The 17159-nt window shown below is 65.3% G+C and carries 19 protein-coding genes, 2 tRNA genes and 1 pseudogene; 14 read left to right on the plus strand and 8 right to left on the minus strand.

Features of this window, described 5'->3' with window-relative positions; all coding sequences use genetic code 11:
• Window positions 1-7: 7 nt before the first annotated feature.
• Window positions 8-139 (plus strand): annotated as a pseudogene (locus MNBBLIKP_RS18420) (relaxase domain-containing protein); the annotation flags it as partial.
• Here the strand turns inward: MNBBLIKP_RS18420 and MNBBLIKP_RS01345 are convergent.
• Entirely contained in the window at window positions 125-469 is a 345-nt protein-coding gene (locus tag MNBBLIKP_RS01345; protein WP_088306723.1) for an Arm DNA-binding domain-containing protein, read from the minus strand. The pseudogene MNBBLIKP_RS18420 and the gene MNBBLIKP_RS01345 sit on opposite strands and share 15 nt — an antisense overlap.
• A gap of 158 nt (window positions 470-627) precedes the next feature.
• Window positions 628-718, minus strand: a tRNA-Ser gene (locus tag MNBBLIKP_RS01350).
• 134 nt (window positions 719-852) lie between these two features.
• Here MNBBLIKP_RS01350 and MNBBLIKP_RS01355 point away from each other — a divergent pair.
• Entirely contained in the window at window positions 853-1815 is a 963-nt protein-coding gene (locus MNBBLIKP_RS01355; protein WP_088306724.1) for a peptidylprolyl isomerase, read from the plus strand.
• A gap of 125 nt (window positions 1816-1940) precedes the next feature.
• A complete protein-coding gene (locus MNBBLIKP_RS01360) occupies window positions 1941-2255 on the plus strand; it encodes a DUF1905 domain-containing protein (protein WP_088306744.1) in 315 nt (104 codons plus the stop codon).
• A gap of 113 nt (window positions 2256-2368) precedes the next feature.
• On the opposite strand, the gene MNBBLIKP_RS01365 is transcribed toward MNBBLIKP_RS01360, so the two are convergent.
• From MNBBLIKP_RS01365 to hemF, 4 genes are all read right to left on the minus strand, one after another.
• Entirely contained in the window at window positions 2369-4459 is a 2091-nt protein-coding gene (locus MNBBLIKP_RS01365) for a RelA/SpoT family protein (protein ID WP_088306725.1), read from the minus strand.
• Between the two features lie 72 nt (window positions 4460-4531).
• Window positions 4532-4834, minus strand: a complete 303-nt coding sequence (locus MNBBLIKP_RS01370; protein WP_088306726.1) for a CcdB family protein — start codon at window positions 4832-4834, stop codon at window positions 4532-4534.
• 5 nt (window positions 4835-4839) lie between these two features.
• Complete coding sequence (locus MNBBLIKP_RS01375; RefSeq protein ID WP_088306727.1) at window positions 4840-5079, minus strand: type II toxin-antitoxin system CcdA family antitoxin; 240 nt, start codon at window positions 5077-5079, stop codon at window positions 4840-4842.
• A gap of 31 nt (window positions 5080-5110) precedes the next feature.
• Window positions 5111-5968, minus strand: coding sequence for an oxygen-dependent coproporphyrinogen oxidase (gene hemF, locus MNBBLIKP_RS01380; RefSeq protein ID WP_088306728.1), 858 nt, complete (start codon window positions 5966-5968; stop codon window positions 5111-5113).
• 180 nt (window positions 5969-6148) lie between these two features.
• On the opposite strand from hemF, the gene pdeM reads away from it, so the two are divergent.
• From pdeM to MNBBLIKP_RS01400, 4 genes are all read left to right on the plus strand, one after another.
• Window positions 6149-6820, plus strand: coding sequence for a ligase-associated DNA damage response endonuclease PdeM (gene pdeM, locus MNBBLIKP_RS01385; RefSeq protein ID WP_088306729.1), 672 nt, complete (start codon window positions 6149-6151; stop codon window positions 6818-6820).
• Between the two features lie 105 nt (window positions 6821-6925).
• Complete coding sequence (infC, locus tag MNBBLIKP_RS01390; protein WP_088306730.1) at window positions 6926-7447, plus strand: translation initiation factor IF-3; 522 nt, start codon at window positions 6926-6928, stop codon at window positions 7445-7447.
• A 51-nt stretch (window positions 7448-7498) separates the two neighbouring features.
• On the plus strand, window positions 7499-8902 hold the full coding sequence (locus MNBBLIKP_RS01395) for an SLC13 family permease (protein WP_088306731.1): 1404 nt from the start codon (window positions 7499-7501) through the stop codon (window positions 8900-8902).
• A gap of 43 nt (window positions 8903-8945) precedes the next feature.
• Window positions 8946-9440 carry a PaaI family thioesterase gene (locus MNBBLIKP_RS01400; RefSeq protein WP_088306732.1) on the plus strand — a complete coding sequence of 165 codons (495 nt, stop codon included), beginning with the start codon at window positions 8946-8948 and terminating at the stop codon, window positions 9438-9440.
• Between the two features lie 133 nt (window positions 9441-9573).
• Here MNBBLIKP_RS01400 and MNBBLIKP_RS01405 read toward each other — a convergent pair whose 3' ends face one another.
• A complete protein-coding gene (locus MNBBLIKP_RS01405) occupies window positions 9574-9741 on the minus strand; it encodes a DUF1674 domain-containing protein (RefSeq protein ID WP_088306746.1) in 168 nt (55 codons plus the stop codon).
• Between the two features lie 47 nt (window positions 9742-9788).
• On the opposite strand from MNBBLIKP_RS01405, the gene MNBBLIKP_RS01410 reads away from it, so the two are divergent.
• Complete coding sequence (locus MNBBLIKP_RS01410) at window positions 9789-11018, plus strand: RsmB/NOP family class I SAM-dependent RNA methyltransferase (protein WP_088306733.1); 1230 nt, start codon at window positions 9789-9791, stop codon at window positions 11016-11018.
• A gap of 224 nt (window positions 11019-11242) precedes the next feature.
• Here the strand turns inward: MNBBLIKP_RS01410 and msrA are convergent, their stop codons facing one another.
• A complete protein-coding gene (msrA, locus tag MNBBLIKP_RS01415) occupies window positions 11243-11770 on the minus strand; it encodes a peptide-methionine (S)-S-oxide reductase MsrA (RefSeq protein WP_088306734.1) in 528 nt (175 codons plus the stop codon).
• 116 nt (window positions 11771-11886) lie between these two features.
• On the opposite strand from msrA, the gene MNBBLIKP_RS01420 reads away from it, so the two are divergent.
• From MNBBLIKP_RS01420 to MNBBLIKP_RS01445, 6 genes are all read left to right on the plus strand, one after another.
• A complete protein-coding gene (locus tag MNBBLIKP_RS01420; protein ID WP_088306736.1) occupies window positions 11887-12744 on the plus strand; it encodes a class I SAM-dependent methyltransferase in 858 nt (285 codons plus the stop codon).
• A 13-nt stretch (window positions 12745-12757) separates the two neighbouring features.
• Window positions 12758-13609, plus strand: a complete 852-nt coding sequence (aguB, locus tag MNBBLIKP_RS01425; RefSeq protein WP_088306738.1) for an N-carbamoylputrescine amidase — start codon at window positions 12758-12760, stop codon at window positions 13607-13609.
• Window positions 13610-13713: 104 nt separating this feature from the next.
• Complete coding sequence (gene folK / locus MNBBLIKP_RS01430) at window positions 13714-14199, plus strand: 2-amino-4-hydroxy-6-hydroxymethyldihydropteridine diphosphokinase (protein ID WP_088306740.1); 486 nt, start codon at window positions 13714-13716, stop codon at window positions 14197-14199.
• 39 nt (window positions 14200-14238) lie between these two features.
• Window positions 14239-14314, plus strand: a tRNA-Lys gene (locus MNBBLIKP_RS01435).
• A 31-nt stretch (window positions 14315-14345) separates the two neighbouring features.
• Window positions 14346-15953, plus strand: coding sequence for an NAD(P)/FAD-dependent oxidoreductase (locus tag MNBBLIKP_RS01440; RefSeq protein WP_088306742.1), 1608 nt, complete (start codon window positions 14346-14348; stop codon window positions 15951-15953).
• The gene (locus MNBBLIKP_RS01445; RefSeq protein ID WP_254912877.1) at window positions 15950-17113 is read left to right on the plus strand and encodes an NAD(P)/FAD-dependent oxidoreductase; all 1164 of its coding nucleotides are present in this window, start codon (window positions 15950-15952) and stop codon (window positions 17111-17113) included. The genes MNBBLIKP_RS01440 and MNBBLIKP_RS01445 overlap by 4 nt, the downstream gene beginning before the upstream one ends.
• The last annotated feature ends 46 nt before the right edge of the window (window positions 17114-17159 follow it).

A 17159-nucleotide genomic window follows, 5' to 3' on the forward strand; every position in this document is an offset into this window, starting at 1 on the left:
GGAGCGACTGGTCCAGACCGACAACCTGACCGTTGCCCTGTTCCAGCACGATACCAACCGCAACCAGGAACCCAACCTCCACTTCCACGCCGTGGTCGCCAACATCACGCAAGGCAAGGACGGGTCATGGAAGGCGCTCCTGCAGGGCGTACCAGCCGCGCGCCAGCGCCTCGAAGGTGTTGGCAGAGGCGACCGTGCGTTCTACTCGCGCCTTGACTGCCTCGATCCCCGGATCGCGGCCCTCGCGCAGCAGCTTCCGCGCATCAACCTTACGGTCCCGTGCCTCGCGCAGACCCAGATCGGGATAGGCGCCCAGCACCAGTCGGCGTTCCTTCCCCGCAAAGCGGTACTTCATCCGCCAGCTGCGATGGCCCCTCGCGGTGACGTAGAGGTACAGCCCTTCGGAATCGGCAAGCTTGTAGTCCCGCTCCCTGGCCTTGGCATTCTTCACTTGCATCTCGGTCAGCATCGATGCCCCCGAATTTCCGGATCGCTGCCCCCAGCCGTGCCCCCGGATCAACGTGGAAGCACATGGAAGCAGTGAAACAAACAGGGAACGCAATTGCCCACAAATCCGCAGAAATGCAAGAGAAATAAGCGCTTATGGGATGTTTGCGGAACGCAAGGTGGCGGAGCGGGAGGGATTCGAACCCTCGATACGCTTTTGACGTATACTCACTTTCCAGGCGAGCGCCTTCGACCACTCGGCCACCGCTCCGCATTGCACTGGAAGGCGCGCCCTAGCGGGGTGGCGGCGCTTTCGCAAGGGTTCGCGCTTTGGCGCGTTGTGCAGAACGGGGTGCTGGAGCAGGAGGCCTAGACCATCGCCGGCAAGGCTGGCAGAACCGGCCCATGCGCAACCTGCTGATCCCGCTCGCCCTGCTCGCTGCCGCTCCGCTCGGGGCGGAGGACAAGCCTGAATTTCCCGCCCCGTCACAAATCGTCGGCGCTGCGCCTGCGGCCGACTGGCTGGGCATTGCCGCGTCCGACCTGCTGGTGATGGACCTTGCACCCGAGGCCAATGGCAAGGCGCGCCGGGTGGTGATCCAGCTGCTGCCAAGGCCGTTCTCGCAAGGCTGGATCGGCAACATCCGCAAACTCGCCACGGCGCATTGGTGGGACGGGCTGGCGGTGACGCGGGTGCAGGACAACTACGTCGCGCAGTGGGGCGATCCCGATGGGGAGGATGCGGCCAAGGCGCGGAAGCTGCCGGAAGGTTTGGCTGTGGTGCCGGAGAGTGAATACACTGCGCAGACCGGCGAAATCGTCGATTTCACAAACGGCATGTCGGAATACCAAGGCGAAATCGTCGCGTGGCATAAGGGAGATGATTATGCCGATGTGACCGCCTTCTGGAAAGGTTGGCCAATTGGTTCAAACGGGCTGAACTTTCCGGCGGAATGGCCCATCCACTGCTACGGCATGGTCGGCGTGGGTCGGAACATGTCGCCGGATACCGGCTCAGGCGCGGAGCTGTACACCGTCATCGGCCATGCCCCGCGGCATCTGGACCGCAATATTGCGCTGGTCGGGCGGGTGATCGAGGGGATCGAGCACTTGTCCAGCCTGCCGCGCGGGGCGGGTCCGCTGGGAGTCTATGAAAGCCGGGGTGAGCAAGTGCCGATCCGGTCAATCCGGCTGGGGAGCGAGGTGGCGGACCTGCCCGCTTACCAGTATCTTTCGACGGAAAGTCAAAGCTTTGCCAAATATGCCGAGGCGCGGGCCAATCGGCGGGATGCGTTCTTTATCCGGCCTGCGGGCGGCGCGGATGTGTGCAATATTCCGGTGCCGGTGCGGCGCGGGCCGGCGAGTTAGTTGATGAAACACATGCTGGGCGCGGCTTTGCCCGAAATGTTTTTCCGGGCTGGGTCCCGGGAGTGAATCACGATGTCAAAGAGCGCGGCGACCATGACAAATTCGGGGCATGTAGGAAAATGCTGATGACTGAGCAGGTCCGCCACACCGGCAAGCTGTGGCGCTGGACCAGCCCCACCGCCCCGGCAGCGTGGTTCTTCATCACCATCGACGGCGCAGCGGGCGAGGCGCTGAGCGGCACGGCGCTGATGCGGCGGCTGGAAAAATCGATCGGCGGGTTCGGTTCAATCAAGGTCACCGCGAGCATCGGCGACAGCACGTTCAAAACGTCAGTCTTTCCCAGCAAGAGCGAGGGCTGGATGCTGCCGGTCAAGGCCGCGGTGCGCAAGGCCGAAGGACTGGCCGAGGGGGACCGGGTGGAAGTGACCCTGGAGTTTTAGGGCGGCTGACGGAGGGGTAACGCGGCGAGGCTCTTGCCCCTCCGTCATTCGCTGCGCGAATGCCACCTCCCCATTTGTCCCTGCGGGAAAAATGGAGAGGGTCGTTTGGCCCCTCAAATCCGCTCCGCTTCCGCCACCGCATCGCTTGCCCGCAAGGCCGAGACGATCCGCGTCAGGTGCGCCAGATCGGCCACTTCCAGATCGACTTCATAGGAGCTGAACAATTCATCCCGGCTGGAATTTTCCAGACTGGCGATGTTGGCGCGGTTGCCGGCAAAGATCCCGGCCGCTTCGGCCAGAGTGCCGGGGCGGTTGTAGAGCACCATGCGCAGCCGGCCCAACGCGCCGCTGGTGCGTTCACCCCATGACAGGTCAAGCCAATCGGCATCGACCCCGCTGGCCAGCGTCAGGCAATCGATCGAATGGACTTCCACTCCCCGGTCGGGCACGCGGATCCCAACGATGCGGTCCCCCGGCACCGGATGGCAGCATTCGGCCAGGTGAAAGCCCACCCCCGGCGTCAGCCCCCGGATCGAGATAGCCCGTTCCTGCCCCGGCCAGCGATCGGGTTCGGGCAAATGCGCGGCGCTGCCGGGAACCAGCGCTTCCATCACTTGCCGGTCATCCAGCTTGGCGCTGCCGATTGCGGCCATCAGCTCGCTCTCGCTGCCCAGCCCCAGCCGCTTGCAGGCGTCCTTGACCGCCTTTTTGCCGATCTTGCTGGGCATGCGTTCAACGATATCCTCGAACAGCTTGCGCCCGATTGCGGCCAGCTCCTCTCGCTCCTTGGCGCGCACCGCGCGGCGGATCGCGGCGCGGGCCTTGCCGGTAACGACAAAGCCCAGCCAGGGCAGCTGCGGGCTGGCCTTGCGGCTCTTGATGATTTCCACCACATCACCGTTGTTCAGTGCGGTGCGCAGCGGCATGTGGCGGCCGTTGATCTTGGCACCCACCGCCCAGTTGCCCAGGTCAGAATGGACTGCATAGGCAAAGTCCACCGGGGTCGATCCCTTGGGCAATTGCAGCAGCTGGCCCTTGGGGGTGAAGGCAAATATCCGGTCCTGATAGATCGCCATGCGGGTATGTTCGAGCAGTTCTTCCGCATCGTGGCTGGCATCGACGATTTCGATCAGATCGCGCAGCCAGCCCACCTGCCCGTCGGGCCGTTCATGGCTTTTGTAGGCCCAGTGCGCGGCCAGCCCGAATTCGTTGGTCTGGTGCATCCCGTGGCTGCGGATCTGCACTTCCATCCGCATCGAATTTTCGAAAATCAGGCTGGTGTGCAGGCTGCGGTAACCGTTGCTTTTGGGGGTTGAGACATAGTCCTTGAACCGCCCCGGGATCATCTGCCAGGTGGTGTGCAGCACCCCCAGCGCCTTGTAGCAATCGGGCACTTCTTCGGTCAGCACGCGGAAAGCCATGATGTCGGTGATCTGTTCGAAGCTGACATGGCGTTCGGCCATCTTCTTCCAGATCGAAAAGGGGTGCTTCTCGCGCCCCGATACTTCCACTTTCAGCCCGGCTTCGGCCAGCGCCTGTTTGATCGAAAGCGCGATCGAATCGACCTGGCCGCCCTCGCTGCTGCGGATCTGCGCCAGCCGCCCGGTGATCGTGGCATAGGCTTCGGGTTCGAGCTGTTCGAAAGCGAGCAGCTGCATTTCGCGCATATATTCGTACATGCCCACGCGTTCGGCCAGCGGGGCATAGATTTCCATCGTCTCACGCGCGATCCGCGCGCGCTTTTCGGCGCTTTTGATGTAATGCAGCGTGCGCATGTTGTGCAGCCGGTCCGCCAGCTTGACCAGCAGCACGCGGATATCCTCGCTCATCGCCAGCAGGAACTTGCGCAGGTTTTCCGCCGCGCGCTCCTTTTCGCTCATCGCCTCGATCTTGGACAGCTTGGTCACGCCATCGACCAGCTTGGCGACGTCCGGGCCGAACAGGCGTTCCACCTCCTCGATCGTGGCCAGCGTATCCTCGACCGTATCATGGAGCAGCGCGGTGATGATCGTTTCCTGATCAAGCCGCAGCTCGGTCATCAGGCCGGCCACTTCGACCGGATGGCTGAAATAGGGATCGCCGCTGGCGCGCTTTTGTGTGCCGTGTTTCTGCACCGTATAGACATAGGCACGGTTGAGCATCGCCTCATCCGCTTCCGGATCGTAGGCCATGACCCGTTCGACAAGTTCGTATTGGCGCAGCATCAGACCGCTATGTGGCGGGGGAAGTGGGCAAAGGGCAAGGGGAATTGGCCCCTTTCCGGTCGCACAATGCAATCAAACCCCGGTCAGCAGGAAATCGAGCGCGTTGAGGATGGTGTAGCGATCGTGCGCTAGCGAGCCGGAACGCCGATCCAGTTCCTCTGCCGGCACCGTACCGGCAAATTGGGTCAGCATTTCGAAAGACTGCCCCCCGATCTCAAAGCGTGGATTGAGTCGCGCTGCGCTGGGCTGCGGCGCTACCGTAATTGGCACAAGCGGGACGACGAAACGCGTTTCGTAGCTTTCCATCCAGTCGGACTGGCAATCCAGCCAATAGCCCGCTTCCCCGGGAATCGCATAATAGTCGAACTGCGCCATGCTGATCAGAACCGGCGGAACCGCGCCAATGGCAGGCCGTGCTCGCGGACATAAGCGTTCGACGCATCAATCGCTGCCTTGTTCTCAGCTTGCCAGCGACGCTTGCGCTCTTCCCGCAGCGCGGCCTCAAGCCCGGCCTCGCAAGCGCGCGACAGATTGATGTTGAGCGCCTTGGCCTCTGCCACCAGATCGGCAGCGAGGGAGACATTGGTGGACTTGCGCGACTGCATGTGCGGAGCATTCATGCGCAAAAACTATGCGCATGAATTGTGCGCGTCAAGACCACACCGCTTCAGGCGGCAGGCTCATCAGGATCGCGTCGATGTTGCCGCCGGTCTTCAGGCCGAACAGCGTGCCCCGGTCATAGACCAGGTTGAATTCGGCATAGCGCCCACGCCATTGCAGCTGCTGCAGCTTGTCCGCATCGGTGAAGGCCATGCGCATCCGGCGGCGGACCAGTTTGGGGAACACGTCAAGAAACGTGCGGCCAACATCCTGGGTGAAGGCGAAGTTCGCGTCCCACTGCGCGTCGTCGGCGCATTCCAGGTGATCGTAGAAGATCCCGCCCACGCCGCGGTGGACCTGGCGGTGGGGGATGTAGAAATAGTCGTCGGCCCAGGCCTTGAACCGGGGATAGTATTCCCCGTCATGGGCATCGCAGGCGGTCTTGAACGCGGCGTGGAATTCGTCCGTATCCTGCGCATAGGGCAGCGGCGGGTTGAGATCGCCGCCGCCGCCGAACCACGCCTTGGCGGTGGTCAGGAACCGCGTGTTCATATGGACGGCGGGGACATGCGGATTGGCCATATGCGCAACCAGACTGATCCCCGTGGCGGTAAAGCCGGGGTTATCCTCTGCCGCGCCGTGGATCGTCCTGGCGAATTCGGGCGCGAAAGTGCCGTGGACGGTTGAAACGTTGACGCCGACTTTCTCGAACACCTGGCCTTTCATCAGCCCGCGCGTGCCGCCGCCGGGGTTGGGATTGCCTTCCTCTTCGCGGTTCCAGCTGTGGTAATCGAACTTCGCATCGCTGCCCATTTCGGCCTCGATCGCTTCGAATTCGGCGCAGATCAGATCGCGCAGATGTTCAAACCAGGTCTTGGCGCGCGCGGTATAGGGGGTCCAGTCGGTCATATTTCCTCAATCCCCCCTCCTCTTCAGAGGAGGGGCAGGGGTGGTGGCGATGCCGGGAAGGCAGCGCTCGCGCAGCGAAATTCGCGCTGGACCAGCACCACCCCCAACCCCCTCCTCTGAAGAGGAGGAGGCTCAAGTGCAGCCCTTGCCAAGCAATTCGGCTTGCGGCAAGGGAAAGCCATGGTTCCCTTTTCGTTCGCAGGGCAGGAATTGGTGCTGGCGGGGCCGCGCGCGCTGTACTGGCCGGCGGAACGCGCCTTGCTGGTGGCCGATCTGCATCTGGAAAAGGCCAGCTTTTTTGCGCGGCATGGCCAGATGCTGCCGCCCTATGACAGCCGCGAAACGCTGGAGCGGGTGGCCACGGCAATCCGCGATACCGGAGCGCGGCGGGTGCTGTGCCTGGGGGACAATTTCCATGACGTGGGCGGCGCGGCGCGGCTGGAACCGCATGCCGCCGGAATGCTCGCCGCACTGACCCGCGCGACCGACTGGGTGTGGATCACCGGCAACCACGACCAGGGCGAAGTGGGCGAAGGCACCTCGCTTGACGAACTGGAGCTGTCCGGCACGGTGCTGCGACATGAGGCGGTGCCGGGCGAGACCCGCCCTGAACTCTCGGGCCACTGGCACCCACGCCTGCGCGTCAATGCCCGGGGCCGGATGATTGCCCGGCCGTGCTGGGTGCGGAGCGAGACCAAACTGGTGCTTCCGGCCTTCGGCGCGCTGACCGGGGGCATGGACGCCGCCGATCCGGCGATCATCGCGGCGTTGCAACCGGCCAGGGCCGTGGACGCCGTACTGAGCGCCAAAGGCCAGCTTATCCAGTACCCATTATGGCGCGCCGCCGCGTAAGGGCTCTTTCAACCCTTTCCCCTAGGCGCGAATCGGATTAAGGACGCGCGCGACAGGCTTTTTGCCGCAACAGGAGAATACGACATAGCACCCCCACCCCGGCGCATGATGGCGCCCCCCGTGAAGAGCGGACCGCGTTACAATCAGATGATTACATCGGACAAGGTCCGGGTCATCGATGAAAACGGCGAAAACATCGGCGTCATGTACACCCGCGAGGCGATCGAGCAGGCGGCCGAAGTCGGGCTCGACCTGGTCGAGGTTTCGCCCAACGCCGATCCGCCGGTGTGCAAGTTCCTCGACGTTGGCAAGTTCCGCTACGAAGCGCAGAAAAAGGCCAACCTCGCCCGCAAGACCCAGAAGACGCAGGAGATCAAGGAGATCAAGATGCGTCCGAACATCGACGATCATGACTATGATACGAAGATGCGTTCGGTGAACAAGTTCATCGGCGAAGGGGACAAGGTCAAGATCACCCTGCGCTTTCGCGGGCGCGAACTGTCGCACCAGCAGATCGGCATGGACCTGCTGCGCCGGGTGCAGGAAGACATCGCGGAAGTGGCCAAGATCGAAAGCTATCCGCGCATGGAAGGCCGCCAGATGCTGATGGTGCTCTCGCCCAAGTAAGGTCGTTGCGGGCCGGGGCCGGTGGCCCCGCCCGATCCGGGGGGAACAAGCATGACCGCACGCCGCATCGGCTTCTGGCTGGGCATTGCCGGTTTCATCGCCACCCAGATCCTGCCCGCTCCGGCGGGCATGCCCGCCACCGGCTGGACTGCCGCCGGGCTGGTCTGGTGGATGGCCGCCTGGTGGATGACCGAAGCGCTGCCGCTGTCGGTTACCGCGCTGCTGCCGTTCCTGGTCCTGCCGCTGGGCGGGATCGCCGATGCCAACAAGACCGCGGCGGCCTATTACTCGCCGATCCTGTTCCTGTTCATCGCCGGGGGCTTTCTGGCGCTGTCGATCGAACGCACCGGGTTGCACCGGCGGCTGGCGCTGTTCATCATGGGGCTGGCCGGGGCCACGCCATGGCAATTGCTGCTGGGGGTGATGACCGCCACCGCGCTGATCTCGTCGATCATTTCCAACACCTCGACCGCGCTGATCATGATGCCGATGGGGCTCGCCATGCTGCGGGCCGGGGGTGTGCGCGAAGGGCAGACGAACGGGATTGCCGGGGCGCTGCCGATGGGGATCGCTTTTGCCGCATCGCTGGGCGGGCTGGCGACGATGATCGGCACGCCGACCAATGCGATCGCTGCAGCGATGATCGAAAAGGGCGTGGGCCAGCGCATCACCTTTCTGGAATGGAGCCTCTATGGCGTGCCACTGGTGCTGCTGGCAGTGCCGCTCGCAGCGCTGATCATCGCCCGGGTCCACCGCCTGCACGAGGATGATTTCGATCCCGCCCGCGCCCGCGCCGCGATTGGTCAGGCATCGGCCTGGAGCCTGCCCGAAAAGCGCCTGATGCCGCTGATCGCGCTGGCCTTTCTGGCCTGGATCGCGCAGCCCTGGCTGGAAGGACTGTTCCCCAAAGGCGGGCTGACCGACGGGACGATCGCCGCCGCGGTCGGGCTGATGCTGTTCCTGCTGCCCGATGGCACCGGGCGCCCGATGCTGGTCTGGGAAGAAGCCAACCGGGTGCCCTGGGACATCGTCTTCATGTTCGGCGGCGGGCTGGCGCTGGCGATGGGCATGACCGCTTCGGGGCTGACCGAATGGCTGGGCCAGATGATGCTGCCGCTGGCCAATGTCCCGCTGCCGCTGGTCGCGCTGATCCTGGTGCTGTTCGTGATCATGGTGACCGAATTCGCCAGCAATATCGCGGCGGCCAGCGCGATTATCCCGGTGGTTGCCGCGCTGGTGGTGGCGCTGGGAGCCGATCCGGTGCTGCTGGCCCTGCCCGCCGCTTTCGCCGCGACCTGGGGCTTCATGCTGCCCGCCGGAACCGGGCCCAATGCCCTGGCCTGGGCCACCGGGCACATCACCATGGGCCGCATGCTACGCGCCGGGCTGATGCTGGACCTGCTGGGCGCGCTGTTGATCGTCGGCGTGGTCTGGACTGTCGCGGCGCTGCACTGATGCACGCTTGCAAGCCCCCGCGCGATCTGCTGTGCCCCTGCGCATGAGCGAGCATCCCAGCAACAATCCCCCCGCCGCCAACCCGCCAGAGCGCAAATCCGGCCTGGTGCTGATGCAAGGCGGGCCCTGGGCGGGTTGGTATCACTGGGAACCGGTCGATCATTTCGAAGACCACACCGGCCCGTTCTATGTCCGCCCCGAACATGACGGCCCGGACGCCCCGCTGGTCTGCGCCTTTGAGCCCGAGGCCAAGAACCGCAACGGCGGCGGCAATATCCACGGCGGCGCGCTGATGACTTTTGCCGACTATGCGCTGTTCACTCTGGCCGGCGGCATGGCCGCCGATGTCCACGGGGTGACGGCAACGATGAATTGCGAATTCGTGGGCGCAGCACAGGCCGGACGCAGGCTGACCGCGCGCGGCGAAGTGGTGCGGGCCGGGGGCAGCCTGATCTTCGTGCGCGGCCTGATCGACGATGATGGCCGCACGGTGCTGAGCTTTTCCGGCACGATCAAGCGGCTGAAGCGGCGGGATTAATTCCTGTCTGGTGCGCTGATCGCCTCCGCGATCAGCTTGGCCTGGCCGGCCCACTCCCCCGGCCNGTGGGCCGGCCAGGCCAGGGAAAGCCGCTTGGCTTTCCCGCACCGCCGTCAGGCGGACAAGGACTCCATCAAAAATCCACCGCAATCCCGTTCTTCACCCAATCGCCATAACGCGTGGGCGAAAGCCCCTCCGGATCCTCCTCCACCTTGGCCGGTTGCGGCTGCGGGGCGGGTTCATTGCTCCAGTGCGCGGGCTTGGTGAAGCTGTCGGGGCGTTTGGTGGCACGTTTGGTCATCGGCCCTATCTGGCCATCACCGCCCATCGCGTCTAGGGGCATCGTGCATGGACATTCCCGGTTTCCCCGCGCGCAAGGCTGCGCTGAACCTGCTTGATGCGGTGCTGCGGCGCGGCGAGACGCTTGATCAGGCGGCGGGCGGCGCGCTGCAGGCACTGCGCAGCGGCCCTGACAGGGCACTGGCCAAGGCGCTGGCGGGCGAAGTGCTGCGCTGGATGACCGATCTTGACGCGCTGATCGATGGCGCCACCCGGCAAATCCTGCCGCCCGATGCCAAGCCGCGTTCGGTGCTGCGGCTGATGCTGGCGGGCTGGCTGCGGCTGGATACCCCGCCCCACGCGGTAATCGCCACCGGCCTCGAACTGCTGAGCGGCGGCCCCCGGCGGCTGGCCCACGGGGTCTTTTCCGCGCTGGTCCGGGGCGGCGCCAGCCTGCCCCCGCACCCCACCCTGCCCGCTGCCGTGGCCGAACGCTGGGGGCCGCGCGGCGCAGCCATTGCCATGGGTCTGGGCGATCTGCCCCCGCTTGACCTGACCCTGGGTGATCCCGCCGCGACCGCCGAATGGGCCGAACGGCTGGGCGGCACATCACTGCTGCCCGGCCATCTGCGGCTGCCACGCGGCACAGCGGTGGAAAACCTTGAAGGCTATGATGCCGGTGTCTGGTGGGTGCAGGATCTGGCCGCCAGCCTGCCCGCCCGGCTGCTGGGCCCCGGCACAGGCCGCCGCGTGCTTGATCTCTGCGCCGCGCCCGGCGGCAAGACGCTGCAACTGGCGGCGAGCGGCTGGCAGGTCACCGCGCTTGATGCCAGCGCCAAGCGGCTCGAACGGATGGAGGCCAACCTCGCCCGCACCGGCCTTGCCGCCGATCTGGTCAAGGCCGATGCCCTGACCTGGCAGGCCGATGTGCCGTTTGACGCCGTGCTGCTGGATGCCCCCTGCACCGCCACCGGCACCTGCCGCCGCCACCCCGACGTGCTGCACCGCATCGGTCCGCGCCAGATCGCGGAGCTGACCGAACTGCAATCGCAATTGCTGGACCGCGCGGCGCAGTGGGTTAAGCCGGGCGGCACGCTGATCTATGCCGTGTGCTCGCTCGAAGCGGCCGAGGGCGAAGATCAGGCCGCGCGGGTCACGCTGGCCCCCGATCCGATCCGGGCCGATGAACTGCCGGTGGGGCTATCCCCCACCGCGCAAGGCTGGCTGCGCACCGATCCCGGCATGCTGGCGGACAGCAGCGGGCTGGATGGGTTTTTCGTCGCGCGGTGGACTGCTTAGATCCTTCCCATTTGCACTGCGTAAAAATGGAGAGGATCTGGTGGTGCCAAAGATCCTTCCCATTTTTGGCGACGGCCACAAATGGGGAGGTGGCAGGCGCCGAAGGCGGCTGACGGAGGGGTAATGCGGAGAGGCCCTTACCCCTCCGTCATTCGCTGCGCGAATGCCACCTCCCCATTTATGCTTCGCAAAAATGGGAAGGACCTTTAACCCACCCTCTAAAGCTACCCCTTCAGCTTCCCCGCGAAACCCTTGTTCAGCTTCGCCAGCTTGGGCGGGATCACCGCCAGGCAATAGGGATTGCGCTGGCCTTCGCCCTGCCAGTATTCCTGATGATAGTCCTCTGCCGGGTACCACGTTGCCGGGCCTTCGATTGTGGTAACAATCGGCGCATCGCGTTCGGCCTGGGCGCGGGCGATTGCCGCTTCCACTGCATCGCGCGGGCTGTCGGCATTGAGGAACACGGCGCTGCGGTACTGCGTCCCCACATCATTACCCTGCCGGTTGAGCTGGGTCGGATCGTGGGTGGCGAAATGGACGTCGAGCAGGTCGGCAAAGCTGATCACCGCCGGATCGTAAGTTACCCCGATTGCTTCGGCATGGCCGGTGTCGCCCCCGCAGACCTGTTTATAGGTGGGATCGGGCACGCTGCCGCCGATATAGCCGCTTTCGACCGCGCTCACTCCGGCCAGCTGGCTGAACACCGCTTCGGTGCACCAGAAGCAGCCGCCTGCCAGAATTGCCTGAGCCATGTGCCTGTTCTCCCGTTCTGTGGACCGCCAAGATAGGAACCCCATGCCTGCTTGTCATCCACGCCCACTGCGTTAGACCACGAACCAATTGAAATTCCCACGGGAGAACCTTTGCCATGCGCCGTTCGCTGCTTGCCCTGTCCGCCTTCGCCATGACTGTTTCGCTGGCCGTGCCAGTCCAGGCCCCGCTGGCGGCGAAGGAAAAGATCACCGATGCCCAGGCCATGGCCGTGGTGCTGGCCAACCCCGCCCGCGACGGGGACCGGGTGCGCGATGCCCATCGCCATCCCGCCCAGACGCTGGCCTTTTTCAAGGTCAAGCCGGGGATGACCGTGGTGGATTACATGCCTTCGGGCGGCTGGTACACACGGGTGCTGGTGCCCTATCTGGGGCCCAAGGGGCGCTACATCGGCCTCAACCCGGATGTCCGCACCTCTACTGACAACATGAAGAAGGGCTATGGCGCGCTGCACGATGCCTGGGCAGCGAAATCCGCGCCCTGGCTGGCGGGGCAGGCCGATCTGGCCCCGACCGAAGGCTGGAACAGCGACGATCTGCCCGCTGAGCTCAAGGGCAAGGTCGACCGGGTGCTGATCATGCGCGAAATTCACAACCTGTGGCGGCTGGACCTGCTGCGGCGCGAACTGGCGACCATTTCCGGCCTGCTCAAGGAAGACGGCCTGCTGGGGATCGAGGAACACCGCGGCAAGGACAAGGCCCCTGCCGCCTATCTCGATGGCACCAAGGGTTATATGCGCCAGGCAGATGTGATCGCGATGATCGAAGCCTGCGGCTATGAACTGGTCGGCAAGAGCGAAATCAACGCCAACAAGAAAGACCCCGCCAACCACGTCAATGGCGTGTGGATGCTGCCGCCCAACCTTTCGGGCGTGACCGATCCGGCGGAAAAGGCGCGGCTGACCGAAATCGGCGAAAGCGACCGGATGACGCTGTTGTTCCGCAAACGGCGCTGATATTGGGCCCGGCATGAGCACGCTGACTTTCGCCGCCCTGCAATTGCCGCTCGGCTCGCATGACGAGGCCGGGAATATCGTCGCGGTTTCGATGCTGGTTGAGGAAGCCGCGGCCAAGGGTGCGCAAGTGGTGCTGCCGCCGGAACTGTTTTCCGGGCCATATTTTTGCAAGGTAGAGGACGAGGCGCTGTTCGCGCTCGCCCGCCCGACGGCCGATCACCCATCGGTCCGGGCGATGCAGGCGCTTGCCGCGAAGCTCAAGATCGCGATCCCGACCAGCTTTTTTGAGCGTGACGGGCATCATTACTACAACACGCTCGCCTGGATCGATCCCGATGGCCAGATCCAGGGCACCTACCGCAAAAGCCATATTCCCGACGGCCCGGGCTATGAAGAAAAGTACTATTTCCGTCCCGGCAATGACGGGTTCAAGGTGTGGAACGCGTTCGGGCACAAGATCGGCGTGGGGATCTGCTGGGACCAGTGGTATCCCGAATGCGCCCGGGTGATGGCGCTGCTGGGGGCCGAAGTGCTGCTGTATCCCACCGCGATCGGTAGCGAGCCTTACGACGCTGGGCTCGACACCAGCCGGATGTGGCGCCGGGCGATGCAGGGCCATGCCGTGTCGAACTGCATGCCCGTGGTGGCCGCCAACCGCATTGGCGATGAGGACGGGCAGCGGTTCTACGGCCACAGCTTCATCGCTGACGAATGGGGCGATCTGGTGGAACAGTTCGGCGCGGAAGAAAGCGGCGTGCTGGTGCGCACCTTGGACCTTGGCCGCGCCGCCACCCACCGCGCCGGCATGGGCTTTTTCCGCGACCGCCGCCCGCAGCTCTATGGGCGGATCGCGCAGGATATTTGATACTTGTTCCCACCCTTCCCCGTTCGTGTCGAGCGAAGTCGAGACACACTGGCGCTGCGCGAACGTGTCTCGACTTCGCTCGACACGAACGGTGAGGGGAGGGGATGACTGAGAGCTATCTGATCGCGCTCGGCTCCAACCAGCGCCATCCGCGTTTCGGTGCGCCCGAACGGGTGCTGGGCGCGGCACTGGACGCACTGGAGGCGGCAGGGATCAAAGTGACCGCCAGCGGCCCGGTGATCCGCAGCGCGCCCATCGGCCCCTCGCTGCGGCGCTATGCCAATAGCGCGGCGGTGGTGGAAAGCCGCTTCTCCCCGCCGGAATTGCTCGGCGCGCTCAAGCAGATCGAACGCCAGTTCGGCCGGACCAAGCGCGGGCAGCGCTGGTCGAGCCGGGTGCTCGATCTCGACCTGATCCTGTGGCGCGGCGGGTGCTGGTCCTCGCCTGATCTCACCGTGCCGCACCCGCTGTTTCGCGAGCGGCAATTCGTGCTGGCCCCGGCGCTGGGCATGGCTGGAACCTGGCGCGATCCGATCACCGGTCTCACCTTGCGCCAGCTTAGCGCGCGTCTGGCCAAGCCACACCCTTGACCCGGCGCGCGCCGCCCCCTAAGCGCGCAGCCGTGGTCGGGGCCCTTAGCTCAGTCGGTAGAGCAACTGACTTTTAATCAGTAGGTCGCTGGTTCGAACCCAGCAGGGCTCACCACATTTTTCCTGTCCGACGAACTGAATTGCCCATGTTGCGCCTGTCCGGACTGTCCCTGCCGCTTGACCACCCGCCAGGCGCGATTGCCCCGGCGATCTGCGCGCGGCTGGGGATTGCTGCGGAGGAGCTGCGCGGCTTTACCCTGTTCAAGCGCGGCAACGATGCGCGGCGCAAATCGGCGATCCTGCTGGTCTATACCTTTGACGTCGATCTGGCGGACGAAGCGGCGGTTCTGGCCCGGTTTCCGAACGACAAGGACCTGCGCCCCACGCCCAACATGACCTGGACCCCGCCGGTGCGCGCGCCTGCCGGGTGGAGCGGGACGCGGCCGGTGGTGATCGGCGCGGGGCCGTGCGGGCTGTTCGCGGCGCTGGTGCTGGCGCAGATGGGCCTGCGGCCGATCATCATCGAACGCGGCAAAGTGGTGCGTCAGCGGACCAAGGACACCTGGGGTCTGTGGCGGCGCAGCGAATTGAACCCGGAAAGCAATGTCCAGTTCGGCGAAGGCGGCGCGGGGACATTTTCGGACGGCAAGCTCTATTGCCGGGTCAAGGACCCGCGCTTTCTGGGGCGCAAGGTGCTGGAAGAATTCGTGCACGCCGGCGCGCCCGACGACATCCTTTGGGAAGCGCACCCGCATATCGGCACGTTCCGGCTGGTCACCATGGTCGAATCACTGCGCGCGCAGATCGAAGCGCTGGGCGGCGAATACCGCTGGGAAACGCGGGTTGAGCGGATCGAGCGCGATGGCGGCAAGGTGCGCGGGCTGCACCTGTCGGACGGGAGCTTTCTGGAAGCCGACCACGTGGTCCTGGCGGTTGGCCATTCAGCCCGCTCGACCTTCGAAATGCTGCATGCCGAGGGCGTGCATGTGGAGGCCAAGCCGTTCTCGATCGGTGTCAGGATCGAACACCCGCAAAGCTGGATCGACGCAGCGCGTTATGGCCGCTTTGCCGGGAACCCGGTGCTGGGCGCGGCGGCATACAGCCTGGTCCATCACGCCAGCAACCAGCGCACGGTCTATTCGTTCTGCATGTGCCCCGGCGGGCGCGTGGTCGCCGCGACCAGCGAGGAAGGGCGCGTCGTCACCAATGGGATGAGCCAGTATTCGCGCGCCGAATTCAACGCCAATTCGGGCTTCGTCGTCGGGATCGAACCGGCGCGCGATTATCCCGACGGGCCGCTGGCGGGGATCGCGTTCCAGCGCAAGTTTGAAAGCGCGGCCTTTGCGGCAGGCGGCGGCGGTTACAAGGCGCCGGGGCAGCGGGTGGAGGACTTCCTGGCCGGACGTCCCTCGACCGCGCTTGGCATGGTCAATCCCAGCTACAAGCCGGGTGTGACTCCGACCGACCTGACGCAGTGCCTGCCCGATTTCGCGGTCGAAGCAATGCGCGAGGCGCTGCCGGTGTTCGGCCGTCAGATCGCCCAGTATGACCATCCCGACGTGGTGTTGACCGGGGTCGAAACCCGCACGTCCAGCCCGGTGCGGATCACGCGCGGCAAAGACTTTCAAAGTGTCAACACGGTCGGGCTCTACCCGGCGGGCGAAGGCGCGGGCTATGCCGGGGGGATCCTGTCCGCCGCGATCGACGGGATCAAGGTGGGCGAGGCCGTGGCGCAGAGCATCCTTGCGGCGTGAGCTGGGACGCCATCGTCATCGGCGCAGGCGCGGCGGGCATGATGTGCGCCGCCACCGCCGGGCAACGCGGGCGGCGCGTGCTGCTGGTGGATCACAATGACGAGCCGGGCCGCAAGATCCTGATTTCGGGCGGCGGGCGGTGCAATTTCACCAACCTCCACACCGCGCCCGATCGCTACCTGTCCGCCAACCCGCATTTCGCCAAGTCGGCGCTGAGCCGCTACACCCCGCGCCAGTTCCTCGATCTGGTCGAAAGTTACGCCATCGCCTGGCACGAAAAGACCCTGCGCCAGTTGTTCTGCGATGGCTCGGCGCGGCAGATCGTGAACTTGCTGGTAGAGGAATGCCGCAAGGGCGGCGTGACATTCGCGTTCGGCCAGCCGGTGAGCGCAATCGGTCACGCCGACGGGCAGTTCAGCGTGACGCTGGGCGGGCAGCAGCACCACGCCCCCGCGCTGGTGCTGGCCAGTGGCGGGCCGTCGATCCCCAAGCTGGGGGCCAGCAGCCTGGCCTATGACACGGCACGGCAATTCGGCCTCTCCGTGGTCCAGCCGCGCCCGGCGCTGGTGCCGTTCACGCTGGGCGAGGATGAGGCGCTGTTCCGCGAACTGTCCGGCGTTTCCGCCGAAGTCGAAGTGCGCTGGCAGAAAGTGCGCTTTCGCGAGGCGGCGCTGTTTACCCACCGCGGCCTCAGCGGTCCGGCGATGCTGCAAATCAGCTCTTACTGGCAGCACCGAAGCCCGATCGGCGTCAACTTCCTGCCCGATCATCGCCCCGGCTGGCTGCTCGACGCCAAGCGCGCCAGCCCGCGCCAGTCGCTGCTGCGCGCGCTGCCCCTGCCCGAACGGCTGAGCGCAGTGCTGCTCGAACGCGCCGGGCTGGCGGGCGAACTTGTCGCGCAGAGCGACAAGGCCCTGCGCGGTCTGGAAGCGCGGCTGGCCGATTGGCTATTCCATCCCAATGGCACCGAGGGCTTTGCCAAGGCCGAAGTCACCGCCGGCGGGATCGCCACCGCCGGCCTGTCATCGCGCACGATGGAGGCGGCGAAAGTGCCGGGCCTTTATGCCATCGGCGAGGCGGTGGATGTGACCGGGTGGCTGGGCGGCTACAATTTCCAATGGGCCTGGGCCAGCGGCCGCGCGGCTGGGGAAGCGCTGTAATCCTCCCCCCTTGGGGGAGGTGGCAGACGCCGCAGGCGGCTGACGG

It is taken from the genome of Novosphingobium sp. B 225, from assembly GCF_002198665.1.
Lineage (GTDB): Bacteria > Pseudomonadota > Alphaproteobacteria > Sphingomonadales > Sphingomonadaceae > Novosphingobium.

Excerpts from the sequence above, each read along its gene's own strand:
- MNBBLIKP_RS01345 (WP_088306723.1), bottom strand. The coding sequence starts at position 469 with ATGCTGACCGAGATGCAAGTGAAGAATGCCAAGGCCAGGGAGCGGGAC.
- MNBBLIKP_RS01355 (WP_088306724.1), top strand. The coding sequence starts at position 853 with ATGCGCAACCTGCTGATCCCGCTCGCCCTGCTCGCTGCCGCTCCGCTC.
- MNBBLIKP_RS01360 (WP_088306744.1), top strand. The coding sequence starts at position 1,941 with ATGACTGAGCAGGTCCGCCACACCGGCAAGCTGTGGCGCTGGACCAGC.
- MNBBLIKP_RS01365 (WP_088306725.1), bottom strand. The coding sequence starts at position 4,459 with ATGCTGCGCCAATACGAACTTGTCGAACGGGTCATGGCCTACGATCCG.
- MNBBLIKP_RS01370 (WP_088306726.1), bottom strand. The coding sequence starts at position 4,834 with ATGGCGCAGTTCGACTATTATGCGATTCCCGGGGAAGCGGGCTATTGG.
- MNBBLIKP_RS01375 (WP_088306727.1), bottom strand. The coding sequence starts at position 5,079 with ATGAATGCTCCGCACATGCAGTCGCGCAAGTCCACCAATGTCTCCCTC.
- hemF (WP_088306728.1), bottom strand. The coding sequence starts at position 5,968 with ATGACCGACTGGACCCCCTATACCGCGCGCGCCAAGACCTGGTTTGAA.
- pdeM (WP_088306729.1), top strand. The coding sequence starts at position 6,149 with ATGGTTCCCTTTTCGTTCGCAGGGCAGGAATTGGTGCTGGCGGGGCCG.
- infC (WP_088306730.1), top strand. The coding sequence starts at position 6,926 with ATGATGGCGCCCCCCGTGAAGAGCGGACCGCGTTACAATCAGATGATT.
- MNBBLIKP_RS01395 (WP_088306731.1), top strand. The coding sequence starts at position 7,499 with ATGACCGCACGCCGCATCGGCTTCTGGCTGGGCATTGCCGGTTTCATC.
- MNBBLIKP_RS01400 (WP_088306732.1), top strand. The coding sequence starts at position 8,946 with ATGAGCGAGCATCCCAGCAACAATCCCCCCGCCGCCAACCCGCCAGAG.
- MNBBLIKP_RS01405 (WP_088306746.1), bottom strand. The coding sequence starts at position 9,741 with ATGACCAAACGTGCCACCAAACGCCCCGACAGCTTCACCAAGCCCGCG.
- MNBBLIKP_RS01410 (WP_088306733.1), top strand. The coding sequence starts at position 9,789 with ATGGACATTCCCGGTTTCCCCGCGCGCAAGGCTGCGCTGAACCTGCTT.
- msrA (WP_088306734.1), bottom strand. The coding sequence starts at position 11,770 with ATGGCTCAGGCAATTCTGGCAGGCGGCTGCTTCTGGTGCACCGAAGCG.
- MNBBLIKP_RS01420 (WP_088306736.1), top strand. The coding sequence starts at position 11,887 with ATGCGCCGTTCGCTGCTTGCCCTGTCCGCCTTCGCCATGACTGTTTCG.
- aguB (WP_088306738.1), top strand. The coding sequence starts at position 12,758 with ATGAGCACGCTGACTTTCGCCGCCCTGCAATTGCCGCTCGGCTCGCAT.
- folK (WP_088306740.1), top strand. The coding sequence starts at position 13,714 with ATGACTGAGAGCTATCTGATCGCGCTCGGCTCCAACCAGCGCCATCCG.
- MNBBLIKP_RS01440 (WP_088306742.1), top strand. The coding sequence starts at position 14,346 with ATGTTGCGCCTGTCCGGACTGTCCCTGCCGCTTGACCACCCGCCAGGC.